The 13,282-nt window shown below is 71.6% G+C and carries 15 protein-coding genes; 10 read left to right on the top strand and 5 right to left on the bottom strand.

Annotated features, from left to right (window positions below):
- Positions 1 to 146 precede the first annotated feature (146 nt).
- The gene (galT, locus tag ACFWQG_RS17610) at positions 147 to 1,274 is read left to right on the top strand and encodes a galactose-1-phosphate uridylyltransferase (RefSeq protein WP_378508985.1); all 1,128 of its coding nucleotides are present in this window, start codon (positions 147 to 149) and stop codon (positions 1,272 to 1,274) included.
- The gene (gene galK / locus ACFWQG_RS17605) at positions 1,271 to 2,452 is read left to right on the top strand and encodes a galactokinase (RefSeq protein WP_378508928.1); all 1,182 of its coding nucleotides are present in this window, start codon (positions 1,271 to 1,273) and stop codon (positions 2,450 to 2,452) included. The genes galT and galK overlap by 4 nt, the downstream gene beginning before the upstream one ends.
- Positions 2,453 to 2,527: 75 nt before the next feature.
- Here galK and ACFWQG_RS17600 read toward each other — a convergent pair whose 3' ends face one another.
- From ACFWQG_RS17600 to ACFWQG_RS17590, 3 genes are all read right to left on the bottom strand, one after another.
- Positions 2,528 to 3,745, bottom strand: coding sequence for an MFS transporter (locus ACFWQG_RS17600; RefSeq protein ID WP_378508927.1), 1,218 nt, complete (start codon positions 3,743 to 3,745; stop codon positions 2,528 to 2,530).
- A 24-nt stretch (positions 3,746 to 3,769) separates the two neighbouring features.
- Positions 3,770 to 4,243, bottom strand: coding sequence for a MarR family winged helix-turn-helix transcriptional regulator (locus tag ACFWQG_RS17595; RefSeq protein ID WP_378508926.1), 474 nt, complete (start codon positions 4,241 to 4,243; stop codon positions 3,770 to 3,772).
- Positions 4,244 to 4,309: 66 nt separating this feature from the next.
- Positions 4,310 to 4,906: a phosphoribosylanthranilate isomerase gene (locus ACFWQG_RS17590; RefSeq protein ID WP_378508925.1), complete on the bottom strand. Its 597-nt coding sequence runs from the start codon at positions 4,904 to 4,906 to the stop codon at positions 4,310 to 4,312.
- 120 nt (positions 4,907 to 5,026) lie between these two features.
- Between ACFWQG_RS17590 and ACFWQG_RS17585 the strand changes: the two genes are divergently transcribed.
- The 6 genes from ACFWQG_RS17585 to ACFWQG_RS17560 all read left to right on the top strand — a co-directional run bounded on the left by ACFWQG_RS17585 (position 5,027) and on the right by ACFWQG_RS17560 (position 9,543).
- A complete protein-coding gene (locus ACFWQG_RS17585) occupies positions 5,027 to 5,707 on the top strand; it encodes a lysoplasmalogenase family protein (RefSeq protein ID WP_378508924.1) in 681 nt (226 codons plus the stop codon).
- A gap of 67 nt (positions 5,708 to 5,774) precedes the next feature.
- Positions 5,775 to 6,353, top strand: a complete 579-nt coding sequence (locus ACFWQG_RS17580) for a DUF6636 domain-containing protein (RefSeq protein WP_378508923.1) — start codon at positions 5,775 to 5,777, stop codon at positions 6,351 to 6,353.
- Between the two features lie 55 nt (positions 6,354 to 6,408).
- Positions 6,409 to 7,089 carry a TrmH family RNA methyltransferase gene (locus tag ACFWQG_RS17575; protein ID WP_378508922.1) on the top strand — a complete coding sequence of 227 codons (681 nt, stop codon included), beginning with the start codon at positions 6,409 to 6,411 and terminating at the stop codon, positions 7,087 to 7,089.
- Positions 7,090 to 7,123: 34 nt separating this feature from the next.
- Positions 7,124 to 8,281, top strand: coding sequence for a glycoside hydrolase family 76 protein (locus ACFWQG_RS17570; RefSeq protein WP_378508921.1), 1,158 nt, complete (start codon positions 7,124 to 7,126; stop codon positions 8,279 to 8,281).
- A gap of 52 nt (positions 8,282 to 8,333) precedes the next feature.
- On the top strand, positions 8,334 to 8,810 hold the full coding sequence (locus ACFWQG_RS17565) for a DUF6194 family protein (protein WP_378508920.1): 477 nt from the start codon (positions 8,334 to 8,336) through the stop codon (positions 8,808 to 8,810).
- Positions 8,803 to 9,543 carry a MerR family transcriptional regulator gene (locus ACFWQG_RS17560; RefSeq protein WP_378508919.1) on the top strand — a complete coding sequence of 247 codons (741 nt, stop codon included), beginning with the start codon at positions 8,803 to 8,805 and terminating at the stop codon, positions 9,541 to 9,543. The genes ACFWQG_RS17565 and ACFWQG_RS17560 overlap by 8 nt, the downstream gene beginning before the upstream one ends.
- On the opposite strand, the gene ACFWQG_RS17555 is transcribed toward ACFWQG_RS17560, so the two are convergent.
- Entirely contained in the window at positions 9,528 to 10,178 is a 651-nt protein-coding gene (locus ACFWQG_RS17555; protein WP_378508918.1) for a DedA family protein, read from the bottom strand. The two genes, ACFWQG_RS17560 and ACFWQG_RS17555, sit on opposite strands and share 16 nt — an antisense overlap.
- Positions 10,179 to 10,180: 2 nt before the next feature.
- On the bottom strand, positions 10,181 to 10,915 hold the full coding sequence (locus ACFWQG_RS17550) for a VTT domain-containing protein (RefSeq protein WP_378508984.1): 735 nt from the start codon (positions 10,913 to 10,915) through the stop codon (positions 10,181 to 10,183).
- A 168-nt stretch (positions 10,916 to 11,083) separates the two neighbouring features.
- On the opposite strand from ACFWQG_RS17550, the gene fbaA reads away from it, so the two are divergent.
- Together fbaA and ACFWQG_RS17540 are read left to right on the top strand one after the other, a co-directional pair.
- Entirely contained in the window at positions 11,084 to 12,118 is a 1,035-nt protein-coding gene (gene fbaA / locus ACFWQG_RS17545; protein ID WP_378508917.1) for a class II fructose-bisphosphate aldolase, read from the top strand.
- A gap of 79 nt (positions 12,119 to 12,197) precedes the next feature.
- Positions 12,198 to 13,034 (top strand): NAD(P)H-binding protein, encoded by an 837-nt coding sequence (locus tag ACFWQG_RS17540; protein ID WP_378508916.1) that lies wholly within the window; start codon positions 12,198 to 12,200, stop codon positions 13,032 to 13,034.
- Positions 13,035 to 13,282: the final 248 nt, after the last annotated feature.

Here is a 13,282-nt window from a genome sequence, read left to right as displayed (position 1 = left end):
TTGTAGTGGGGGGGGGAGAGGAGGGGTAGTGGGCGGGGTTGGGGAGGGGTGCCTTGAAAGGACTTCGGCGAAGGGGCGGGGTTTTCACCCCGAGGGGGGAAAAAACAACACACAGCGCCGGAGGCGCCTATCGTGGGCGCGTGCCGATCCGGAAGACCGCGACCACGCTCGCCGACGGGCGTGAGCTCCTCTACTTCGACGACACCGAGCCCTATGCCAGCGGCGGCGCGACCCGGGAACTGCGCGATCACCGCGCCCTGCCGCCCACCGTGGTGACGTCGACGATGCGCCAGGACGTGTTGACCGGCGAGTGGATCACCCTCGCCTCCCATCGCAACAGCCGCACCTTCCTGCCGTCGACCGCCGACTGCCCGCTCTGCCCGACCGGCCCCGGCGGCCCGGCCACCGAGATTCCCGCCGCCGACTACGACGTCGCGGTGTTCGAGAACCGGTTTCCGTCGTTCGCGCGCAGCGCCCCGGATCCGGCCACGGAACACGTTGACGGCGAAGGAATCTGGGCCCAGCGGGCGGCGGCGGGCCGGTGCGAGGTGGTGTGCTTCACCAGCGACCACGACCGCGGGTTCGCGGAGCTGTCTGCGGCGCGGGTGCGTACCGTCCTCGCGGCGCTGGTGGACCGGACCCGGGAACTGTCCGCGTTGCCGGGGATCACGCAGGTGTACTGCTTCGAGAACCGCGGCGAGGAGATCGGGGTGACGTTGGGGCACCCGCACGGCCAGATCTACGCGTACCCCGCGCTGCCGCCGCGGACCGAGGCGCTGCTCCGGCAGTCGCGGGCCCACCACGCCCGCACCGGTCGGGTCCTGCTGCGCGACGTACTCGACGCCGAACGACGCGCGGGACGCCGGATGGTCCTCGAGGGGCGGCACTGGAGCGGGTACGTCCCCGCCGCGGCCCGCTGGCCGGTCGAGCTGCACGTGGCGCCGCACCGGGACGTCGCGGACCTGACCGAGCTGACCGACGCGGAACTCGACGAACTCGCCTCCGTGTACCGCGACGTGCTCTCCCGGCTGGACCGGTTCTTCGACGGCGTCACCGCGCTGCCGTACGTCGCTGGTTGGCACCAGGCGCCGATCGGTGTCGGCCGCGAGCTGGGCAGGCTGCACCTCCAGGTGTTCTCGCCGATGCGGGCGCCGCACCGGATGAAGTACCTCGCGGGGTCGGAATCCGGGATGGGGGCGTGGATTTCCGATGCAACGCCGGAGGCGATTGCGGCACGACTGCGGGAGGTCGCGCCCGGCGGGACCGGCTCGTGACCGAGTGGGTGGCGCCGATCCCCGCCCCCGATCTTGCGGTCGCGGCGGCGTTGGCGTTTCGTTCCTGGTTCGGGGTGGGCCCGGACGGGGTGTGGTCGGCGCCGGGCCGGGTCAATCTGATCGGCGAACACGTCGACTACGCGGGCGGACTGTCGCTGCCGATCGCGCTGCCGCATCGCACCGCGGTCGCGGTCCGCGGGCGCGCCGACGGCGTGCTGCGGGTGCGGTCGGGCGCGGCCCGGTGGGACGGCACGGTCGCCGAGGTCGCGCCGGGCGCCCCCGGTGGGTGGGCCGGATACCTCGCCGGGGTCGCGTGGGCGATGCGCCGGGAGGGGTTGCTGCCGGACGACTTCGGCGCGGATGTGACCGTCGTGTCGGCGGTCCCGATCGGCGCCGGGCTGTCGAGTTCGGCCGCGCTCGAATGCGCGTTGGCGATCGCGGTCGCGGACCTGGTCGGGCTGACGACCGACGACACCGGCCGGGCCCGGCTTGCCGGGTGCTGCGTCGCCGCGGAGAACGAGATCGTGGGCGCCCCCACCGGCGGTCTGGACCAGGCGATCGCGTTGCGCGCCACCGCCGGTCACGCGTTGCTTGTCGACTCCGGGGACGGCTCGGTTGCCCCGGTCCCGGTCGACCTCGAGGCGGAGGGTCTTGCCGTGCTGGTGATCGACACCCGCGCCCCGCACCGCCTGGTCGACGGGCAGTACGCGGAGCGTCGGCGGTCGGTGGAGGCGTCCGCCGAGCGGCTCGGGGTGCCGTCGCTGCGTGCCGCCGACGCGTCGGACGTCGCCCGGTTGGCCGACCGGACGCTGCGCAGGCGCGCCGGACACGTGGTCACCGAGATCGCACGGGTGCGGGGGACGGTGGCGCTGATGGCGTCGGGCAGGGTCGCTGAGATCGGTCCGCTGCTGACCGCGTCGCACGTTTCGCTCCGCGACGACTTCGAGGTGTCCTGCACCGAACTGGACAGTGCCGTCGACGCGGCCCTCGCCGCCGGTGCGCTCGGCGCCCGGATGACCGGCGGCGGGTTCGGCGGTTCGGCGATCGCGCTGGTCGAGGAGTCCGCGATCGGCCGGGTTGCCGCGGCGGTGGCGTCGGCGGCGGCGTCCCGCGGACTGGTCACACCGGGGTTCCTCCTGGCCGGTGCGGGCGGCGGCCCCGCGCACCGCATCTGCTGACCGCCGCCCCTCACAATGCGTTGAATGGGGGTTCATGTGCGAGTTCCGGCGACCGGATGACACATGAACCCCCATTCAATCCGTGGAGGGGGGTGAGTCGACGTGCGCGAGGATCTTGCGGCCGGTCGCGAGCACCAGGATCGCCGCGACGGTGCAGGCGGCACCGACCCAGAACGGCAGATTCGCGTGGGACTCACCGAGTTTGCCCGCCACCCACGGCGCGGCAGCACCGCCGACGAACCGGACGAAGCTGTAGGACGCGGACGCCGTCGAACGCTCGACCGGCGCGGAGATCATCACGGTCTCGGTGATCAGGGTGTTGTTGACGCCGAGGAACAGTCCGGCCAGCACCACGCACACGACGAGGATCGCCCTATTGTCGGTGAACAGTGCCATCACCGCGAGGTCGACCGCGAACAGGGCCAGCGCCAGCATCATCATCGGCAGCGTGCCGAACCGGCGCTGCAGGCGCGGCGCCAGGAACACCGACGAGATCGCCAGTGCCAGACCCCATCCGAAGAAGATGAAGCCGATCGGGTAGGCGCCCATGTCGAGCGGAAACGGGGTGTAGGCGAGCAGGGTGAAGAACCCGTAGTTGTAGAGCAGTGCGGTGACCGCGACCGTCAGCAGGCCGCGGTGTCGCAGCGCGAGGAGTGGGGCGGCCAGCGAGGTGCGGCCGGACTTCGGGGCCGGGGTGGTGGGGAGCATGACCACGATCAGGATGAAGGCGATCGCCATCAGCACCGCGACGCCGAAGAACGGTGCGCGCCAACTGACATTGCCGAGGACGCCACCGACCAGCGGGCCAACCGCGATGCCGATGCCGAGCGCGGCCTCATACAGGATGATCGCCTTCGCGACACCGCCGGACGCGGCGCCGACGATGGTGGCCAGTGCCGTCGCGATGAACAGGGCGTTGCCCAGGCCCCAGCCGGCGCGGAACCCGATGATGCCGCTGACGGTGTCGGAGGTGCCCGCGAGGGCAGCGAACACCACGATGATGGCGAGCCCGGTCAGCAGCGTGCGCTTGGGGCCGATGCGGCTCGAGATGGCGCCGGTGACCAGCATGGCGACGCCGGTGACCAGCATGTAGGAGGTGAACAGCAGGGACACCTGGGAGGGCGTCGCGTCGAGTTCCTCGCCGATCGGCTTGAGGATGGGGTCGACAAGGCCGATGCCCATGAAGGCGATCACGCTGGCGAAGGCGACCGCCCACACCGCCTTTGGTTGGTGCAGGATGCTGGTGCTCTCCGGCTGGGTTGTCGGGGCCGTGGCGGTGGTGGTCACGGTCACCTCCTTCGTGCGTCGAATGTGTTGCTACTGACTGTGTTGCGAGTTCTTCACGGCCGCGCGGAGATCGTGCAGGCCCCGGGAGATGCGCTGCACGCGGTCGGCGTCGCGGCCGTGCAGGTGGGCGGCGAGGGCGGCGCCGACGTGGTCGCGCGCCGCCGCGAGCCACGCCTGTCCGTCCTCGGTCATCTCGACCACGACGGCGCGGGAGTCCTCCGGATCACGTTGCCGCCGTACCAGTCCCGCGGTGCCGAGCTGCTTGAGCAGGGCGGTGGCCGTCGGTTGGGAGGAGCTGTCGAGGCGGGCAAGTTCGCTGACCCGCAGCGGGCCGTACTCCTCGAGCAGGGACAGGGCGCGCATCCACGGGCGGGGCTTGGTGTCGGTCGAGATGGACGAGGCGAGCCGGGTGAAGCGGGACGCGTTGGTGACGAGTTCCGCGAGCGCCCGACGCAGGTCGGTCTCGGGGTCGGTGTGCACGCCGGGGTCGTCTGCTGTCGCCATGGAAGCAAATTATTGCATAGAGCAACTATATATGTAAACCGGCGTGCTGCGGGGGAGGTCGCCGAATCACACCGAGCGCACCGCGTCCGCGAACGCGGCCATCCGGGCCGGATCCTTCACGCCCCGATCGGATTCGATGCCGCTCGAGACGTCAACGCCCCACGCGCCCGACGTCCGCACCGCGCGCGCCACATTGTCCGGGGTCAACCCGCCAGCCAGGATCCACCGGCCGGTCGGCAGGGCGCTGCGGTCCCGCCAGTCCCACGTCACCCCGGCCCCCGCGACCGCGCCGTCCACCAGCAGCAGGTCCGCGCCGAAGGTCTCGGCCGGGTCGGCGGCGCCGCCGCTGTTCACCGCGCGGATCACGGTCAACCCGTGCGCGTGCAGCTGCGCGACGTCCGCGGCGGACCGCAGGTCGTGCACCTGCACGTGGTCGAGGTTCGCGGTGTGCGCCGTTGCGACGACCTCCGCGAGCGGCACGCCGACGTAGACCCCGACCGCGAGCGTTCCGGACGGCACCCGCGATCGCAGTTCCGCCGCCCGCTCGGGCGACACCCGGCGGGGGCTCGCCGCGAGCACAAACCCGACGGCGTCCGCGCCGAGGCCGACCGCCAGGTCGACCGTCGCCTCGTCGCGCAGGCCGCACATCTTCATGAACGTCATGGGTTCGGATCCTCCATCGGGTGTTGGACCCGAGGATATTCGGTGCGGCGCGATCGTCCCACGCCCGCCGGGGCGGTGGCTACGCTCGCGGCGGACGGATCGGCGAGCGAAGGGATGACGATGAAGGTCGAGCATGTGGTGTTCCTCGGGGCGAGCGCGGCCACGGTGGTCGGCGCGGTCACCGGAGACGAGCGGCTGCAGCGGATCGCCAAACCCCTGATCGCGCCGGCCCTTGCCGCCCGGGTGCTGCGCCGCAGCACGGGCCGGGACCGCGTCGACACTGCCCTGCTGCTCGGGTCGCTGGCCGCCGCGACCGTCGGCGACGTGTTCATGATCGACCCCGACGACGACACCCGGCTGACGAACGGGGCCCGCTCGTTCGCGGTCATGCAACTCGGCTACTCGGCGGTCCTGGCCCGCCGCGGCGCCCGCCCGACCGCGCCGGCCCTGGTGCCGCGCCTGCTCGGGTGGCTGGGGGCGGCCGGGTTGCTGCGCGCCAGGGCCCGTCGCGTCGCCCCGACCCTGACCGCGTACGGCGCGGTCCTCGGCACCACCTCGACGCTGTCCGCGGACCCCGCGCTCGCGCCGGGCGCGCGGGTCGTTGCGGGGACCGTCGTTCCCGGCGCCGACCCGCGGAGCAGGCTGGGGCTCGGCGGGCTGCTGTTCACCGGTTCCGACGCGCTGATCGTGATCCGTCGCCTGTTCGTCCGCGGCGAGACCGGACGTCGGGCGGTGGAGGGTGTCGTCCTCGCCAGCTATGCCGCCGCGCAGGCGCTTCTCGTCGAGGGCATGACGGCGTAGCCGCCGGGTCGGCGGCGACGGGCACGCCGTAGGGTCGTTCGCGATCCAAACCGAAAGGGGAGTGCTGGTGGGTTCACGTCGAGTGCTGACGGTGCTGGGGGCGGTGGCCGCGGCGGCGCTGCTGGCGTCCTGCGGAACATCCGACGCGGACGAGGTCGCGACCCCGACGACGACCGTGGTGTCGACGACGACCGCGACCGTCCCGCCCGTCACCAGCACGGCCCCGGCCACCACCACGACCGTCGAGCCGACGACAACCACGGCGGCACCGCCCACCACCTATCGCCGCAACGAGGCCGTGTACTTCACCGCACCCTCCGGCGGATTCCAATGCGGCATCATCGAATTGGCCACCCGCACCGAAGCGGGCTGCCAGGGCACCACCACCCCGGTCCCGCCGAAGCCGGAGGACTGCATGATCAACTGGGGCAGCGGCATCCGGGTCACCGGCGCGGGGCCGGCGGAATTCCTGTGCGCGGGCGGACTGATCTACACCTCCGGCGAGGCCGATCCGGTGCTCCCGGTCGGGGAGAGCATCGCGTCGTTTGGCTACACCTGCACCTCCGAAACGGCGGGCGTCACCTGCCGCAAGGACGACACCGGTCACGGATTCCGGATCGCGGCCGAGTCGAACGAGACGTTCTGACCGCGCCCGGGTCCCGGACCGCCGCCGACGCCCCCGGCGCGGGACAATGGCAGTCATGAATGCGATCGGCCCCGACAGCGGCGAGGAGTCCGGACCCACCGAGTGGGGGGAGCACCCGCACGGCGTCGGGCCCTGGCACCTCGAACACGGCGACCCGATCCCGGACGATCCGCGCTACGACCCCGACCTGCTCGCCGCCGGGGACCGGCGCAACGTCGTCGACGCCTACCGGTACTGGAGTCGGGAGGCGATCGTCGCGGACATCGACGCCCGCAGGCACCCGTTCCACGTCGCGATCGAGAACTTCGGGCACGACGCCAACATCGGCACGGTGGTGCGCACCGCCAATGCCTTCGCCGCGTCGGCCGTGCACATCGTGGGCCGCAGGCGCTGGAATCGGCGCGGCGCCATGGTCACCGACCGCTATCAGCACATCGTGCACCACCCGAGCGCGGAGGACCTGTTCGAGTACGCGGCCGTCGAGGATCTCGCGATCGTCGCGGTCGACAACGTGCCCGGGTCGGTGCCGCTGGAGACCGCGCACCTGCCGCGCGAGTGCATCCTGCTGTTCGGGCAGGAGGGTCCCGGAGTCAGTGACCACGCGAAACAGTCGGCCGCGATGACGGTCTCCATCGCGCAATTCGGTTCCACCCGAAGCATCAACGCCGGGGTTGCCGCGGGGATTGCCATGCATGCCTGGATCCGCCAACACGCGGATCTCGGACTGTCGTGGTAGCGAATCGTCACATAAGTAGGCAAGATCTGTTGTCATGCAGCACGAGTGGTCGACGCGGGCGGACGCCGCGGAGGAGGCGGTACTCACCCGGCACGTCCGGCGCCTGTGGGCGCTGCCCGGCACCAGCCTCGCCGTCGTCGCGTGGCCCCCGGTTCGCCGGGAGCGGCTGTTCTTCACCTGGCACTACTGGTGGCAGGCGCACTTCCTGGACTGCATCGTCGATGCGGCCGACCGCAACCCCACCCCGCGGCGGCGGCGACGTATCACGAAAATCGGTCGCTCCCATCGGATCCGGAACATCACCGGGTGGACCAACCACTACTACGACGACATGGCCTGGCTCGGCCTCGCGTTGGAACGGGCGCAGCGGCTGCACCACCTCGACTTCCGGTCCGCGATCGGCGACCTGGAATCGCAGGTCTTCGACGCGTGGGCCCCGGAGTCCGGGGGCGGCATCCCGTGGCGGACCCGCTCCGACTTCTACAACACGCCGGCGAACGGACCCGCCGCGATCCTGCTCGCCCGCACCGGACGACTGCTGCGCGCGCAGGGGATGGCGGACTGGATCGACGACACCCTCCGCGACCCGGCGACCGGCCTGATCCTCGACGGCATCCGGTTCCCGCCCGGGAAGCCGGTCCCCGCCGGCATCCTCGACCGCGCGGTCTACAGCTACTGCCAGGGCGTCACCCTCGGGATGGAAACCGAGCTCGCGGTGCGTCTCGACGAGCCGCGGCACCGGCATCGGGTGCACGCCCTCGTCGAGGCCGTCGACAAGCACCTGACCGAGGACGGCGTGATCGTCGGCGGCGGGGGCGGCGACGGGGGACTGTTCGACGGGATCCTCGCCCGCTACCTCGCGCAGGTCGCCGCGCAGCTGCCCGGCGACACCGAGGCCGACCAGCGGGCGCGGCGGCTGGCCGCCCAGCTGGTCGTCGACTCCGCCGACGCCGCCTGGGAGAACCGGCTGCAGGTCGAGGGGCAGCCGCTGTTCGGGTGCGACTGGGCGCGCTCGGCCCGCATGCCCGGATACGGCAACGGGATCTCGACGTTCACCGGGGGCACCGTGCACGCCTCCGACATCGCCGAGCGGGACCTGTCGGTGCAGCTCGGGGGGTGGATGCTGATGGAGGCCGCATATGTCGCGGCGGGCACCCTCGAGCGGCGGGGCTCGCGACGGTTCCGGGCCTGACCCGCGGCGGACGCTTGCACCCGACGTAGCGTCAGGTTCTACCGTGGCGGGCATGACCGCGACCAAGGACACCTGGACCCTCGACGAGACCCTGGCCCGCGTCGGCGCGCTGACCGGGATCCACGTCCACGTCGCGGGCCCGGAGACCGGCGCCCCCGAGGTGGCGTGGGGTGACGTCTTCCTCTACCCGGCCGGCGCGGCCGCCCCGGACAACCGGTTCCCGGTCGCGACGATCGTCACCGGCGACTACCCCGGCTTCGACACCGCATCGGATCTCGACCGGGCCGGGGTATACCGGCTGAACATCCACGTCGGCCGCGACCGGTTCCGTGATCTGCTCGGCTATGGGCCGGAGGGGCACGCCGCCCGCCGCGACGACCACGACTACCGGGAGCAGGACCGGCTGCTGCCGCATCCCGTGTACGCGGCGCAGGCGTGGGTGTCCGTGGTGAATCCGGGACCGCGGTGCGGCGCGCTCGCGATCGACCTGATCGGCGAGGCCCGCGAGCGGAACGTCCGCCGTGGCTGAGCATCCGGTCGGGCGGGTCGCGGCGATGTCCGGGACATCGGTGCGCACCCTGCACCACTACGACCGGATCGGACTGCTGACACCGCACGCCCGGACCGCAGCGGGCCACCGCCGGTACACCGACACCGACCTGGCCCGGCTGCGCCGCATCCTGTACTACCGGGCGCTCGACTTCCCGCTCGACGAGATCGCCGCGCTGCTCGACGACCCGGACCCGGACGCGCACCTGCGCCGCCAGCACCGGCTGCTGCGGCAGCGGCGGGCCCGGATCGCGGCCCTACTCACCGAACTGGAGCGGGAGATCGAGGCCCGCGGCCGCGGCGTCGCCCTCTCCGCCGCCGAGCAGCTGGAGATCTTCGGCACCGAGCGGTTCGCGGACCTGGTCGCGGCGGCCCGCGGCGCAGGCGACGACTGGCGGGCCATCTCCGTGTACGGCAGCGCGGACTGGCGGGAGATCAAGGCCGAGGCCGAGCGGCTGATCGCCGAGTTCGCCGAGGCGATCGCCGCCGGGGAGCCCGCCACCGGCGACCGCGCCACCGCGGCCGCCGAGGCGCACCGCAGGCACCTGGAACGCTGGTTCCACGACTGCGACCCGGAGCGGCATGTCACGGTGGCCGAGCAGTACGTCGCCGATCCGCGGGCCATCGCCGAGTGGGACGCGGTCGCCCCCGGCTACGCCCGGTACGTGCACGACGCGATCGTCGCGAACGCGCGGCGTCAGTCCACCTCGTAGTCCACGAGCGGTTTCGCGAGTTCCCGCCGGTACTGCCGGACGCCGACCACGGTGCCGACGACCAGCGCGGTCACCAGGACCGTCAGCACCGCGGGCATCAGCCACGGCACCCGTTCCAGGTATTCGCCCGCGTAGTAGCCGAGCAGCAGCAGCACCGGCGCCCACGCCAGCGCGCCGAGCGTGCTGGCGACGGTGAACCGGCGGTGGTTCATCCGGGCCGCGCCCGCGACCAGCGGGCACAGCGTCCGCACCCACGGGATCCACCGCGCGATCAGGACCGACCAGAATCCGTGGCGGTCGAGCAGCGCGTTGACCTTGTGCAGGTTCTCGGTGTTCACGTAGCGGCCGTCGCGGCGGGCGGCGAGGTGGTGCCCGCCGCGATGCCCGATCGCGTACCCGACCTGGTTCCCGGCGATCGCGGCGATCGCGGCACCCGCCGACAGCGCCCACACGTTGCCGGCGCCGGACGCGTGACCGGCGAGCACGATCCCGGCGGTCAGCAGCATCGAATCCCCCGGCAGGAACAGCCCGACGATGAACGCGCACTCCAGGAAGACGAACGTGAGGACCAGTACCCACACCACCACCGGCCCCACGTTCTCGAAGGGCCCCGGATCGGCGGCGGCGAGCAGCACGGTCAGGGCGTGTGTTCGTCCGAGGCGGAGGCCCCGGCGGCGGCCTGCTCCCCGCGACGCGACGCCAGGATCCGCTTGCCGACCTCGATGATGATCGGCACGACGGAGACGAACACGATCAGCAGGAAGATCAGGTCGACGTTGTCGCGGATGAACCCGATCTGGCCGAGCAGGTAGCCGAGCAGGGTGACGCCGGCACCCCAGGCGATGGCGCCGACGACGTTGTAGGTGAGGAACACCGAGTACTTCATCTTCGACGCGCCTGCCACCAGCGGGGCGAAGGTGCGCACGATCGGGACGAACCGGGCCAGGAAGATGGTGATCGGCCCGTGCTTCTCGAAGAACGCGTGCGACTCGTCGATGTAGCTCTTCTTGAAGAACTTCGCGTCGTTCGACTTGAACAGGGCGGCGCCGCCCTTCGCGCCGATCCAGTAGCCGACCTGGTCGCCGAGGAACGCGGCGATCGGGATCGTCACCAGCAGCACCCACAGCGGCGCGAACGGCTCGACCTCGGTGGACTTCGACGCCGCGATCAGGCCAGCGGTGAACAGCAGCGAGTCGCCGGGCAGCAGCGGGAACAGCAGACCCGACTCGATGAACACCACCAGCAGCAGACCCACCAGCATCCAGGTGCCGAACGAGTTCAACAGGTTGACCGGGTCGAGGAAGCCCGGCAGCAGCGCCAGGTTCGTCACGGAATCCCGGCCATCGGTCACGAGGTCAGCTGCTGCCTGCATATTCACGCGGACCAGGGTACCGACGCCCGGCGGGCCGGCCACCGGGCGCCCGATCCGCGGACGCGCACGCGACGTCGCGCGTCGAAGTTGCCATACTGCTAGGACCACGCGTGTGCCGCCACGACCGGCCGACGCGCACCAGACACGCCGACATGGAGGTCAGCCGCCGTGCCCATCGCAACTCCCGAGGTTTACGCCGAGATGCTCGGTCGGGCCAAGGAACACTCCTTCGCCTTCCCTGCCATCAACTGCACCTCGTCCGAGACGATCAACGCGGCCATCAAGGGCTTCGCGGACGCAGGTAGTGACGGAATCATTCAGTTCTCCACCGGCGGCGCCGAGTTCGGCTCCGGTCTCGGTGTCAAGGACATGGTCACCGGCGCCGTCGCGCTCGCCGAGTTCGCGCACGTGATCGCCGCCCGGTACGACGTCACGATCGCGCTGCACACCGACCACTGCCCGAAGGACAAGCTGGACACCTTCGTCCGCCCGCTGCTCGCGATCTCGCAGGAGCGCGTCAACGCCGGCCGGAACCCGCTGTTCCAGTCGCACATGTGGGATGGCTCGGCCGTGCCGATCGACGAGAACCTGCAGATCGCGCAGGACCTGCTGAAGCTGTCGAAGGCCGCGAACATCATCCTCGAGGTCGAGATCGGCGTGGTCGGCGGCGAGGAGGACGGCGTCGAGGCCGAGATCAACGACAAGCTGTACACCTCGCGCGAGGACTTCGAGAAGACCGTCGACGCGCTCGGCGTCGGCGAGAACGGCCGGTACCTGCTCGCCGCGACCTTCGGCAACGTGCACGGCGTCTACAAGCCGGGCAACGTCGTCCTCAAGCCGGAGGTCCTCGCAGAGGGACAGGCCGCGGCCGTCGCGAAGCTCGGGCTGGCCGCCGGGTCGCAGCCGTTCGACTTCGTCTTCCACGGCGGCTCGGGCTCGCTGAAGTCGGAGATCGAGGAGTCGCTGCGCAATGGTGTCGTGAAGATGAACGTCGACACCGACACCCAGTACGCGTTCACCCGGCCGATCGCCGGGCACCTCTTCGCCAACTACGACGGCGTCCTCAAGATTGACGGCGAGGTCGGCAACAAGAAGGTCTACGACCCGCGCAGTTACCTGAAGAAGGCCGAGGCGGGCATGACCGCCCGCGTCGTCGAGGCGTGCAACGACCTCAAGTCCGCGGGACGGTCCGTCTCCGCGTAGCGCATCCGATGAGGGCGCGGTCCCCGCAGGTCGCGGCTCGGGGACTGCGCCCTCGTCCGCGCGGATCTACGCTGGCCTCATGCGCATCGCCGTCTCCGGGGCCAGCGGGCACATCGGTGGGGGAGTCGCGGACCTGCTCGCCGCCGCGGGGACGCCGACCACCCTGATCGGCCGCGATCCGTCCCGGCTCCCCGCCCTGCCCGGCGCGACCGCGGCCCGGGGGAGTTTCGGTGACCCGGCCCTGCGCGACGCGCTGCGCGGCGCGGACACCTTCTTCATGGCGTCCGCGACCGAGAGCGTCGACCGCGCCGCTCGGCAGCGGCAGGCCGTCGACGCGGCGGTCGCGGCCGGGGTGCGACGCATCGTCTACGTCTCGTTCGTCGCAGCGGGACCGCACTGCACGTTCACGTTCGGCCGGGACCACTGGGACACCGAGCAGGCGATCCGCGACAGCGGCCTCGCGTTCACGTTCCTGCGCGACAACATGTACCTGGACCTGATGCCGGGCATGATCGGGCCCGACGACGTCATCCGCGGCCCCGCCGGGCATGGGCGCGCCGCGATGGTGGCCCGCGCCGACGTGATCGAGGCGGCGGCCGCGGTGCTGCGCACCGACCGCCACGACGGGCGGACGCTGGAGCTGACGGGCCCGGCCGCGCTGTCCCTCGCCGACGTCGCGGACGCGTTGACCGCGGCGCTGGGACGTCCGATCGGCTACCACCGCGAGACCCTCGACGAGGCGTACGCGTCCCGCGCCGGTCTCGCCGCCGAGCGGTGGGAGGTGGACGGCTGGGTCAGCTCCTACGCCGCGATCGCGAACGGGGACCTGGGCCGGGTGAGCGGCGATGTGCGGCGGGTGCTGCACCGCGACCCGGTTGGCATCGCGGCGGTGTTCCCGCCGCTCGCCGACCTGTGACGTCCTCACGGCCAGCTCCCAGGGTTTCCTCAACCATCGCCACGGTCTTCGATCCTGCCGAGCTAGTGGCGATTCCCGTACTGGTTCGCCGAGGCGAACGCGCATCTCTCATCGGCCGTTCTTCGACTCCGGCTGTGTCTGCTTCTCTATGGCCTTGACCGGGTGAATGGCTGGTGGATCGAAGACGAGGAGGTCCTCGGCCGCGACGACCACCCCGAGACCCCAGTCAAGGGCCCTGACCTTGAGTG

This window comes from Rhodococcus sp. NPDC058532, from assembly GCF_042719255.1.
Taxonomy (GTDB): Bacteria; Actinomycetota; Actinomycetes; order Mycobacteriales; family Mycobacteriaceae; genus Rhodococcus_G.
This window is presented reverse-complemented; position numbering and strand designations above follow the sequence as displayed.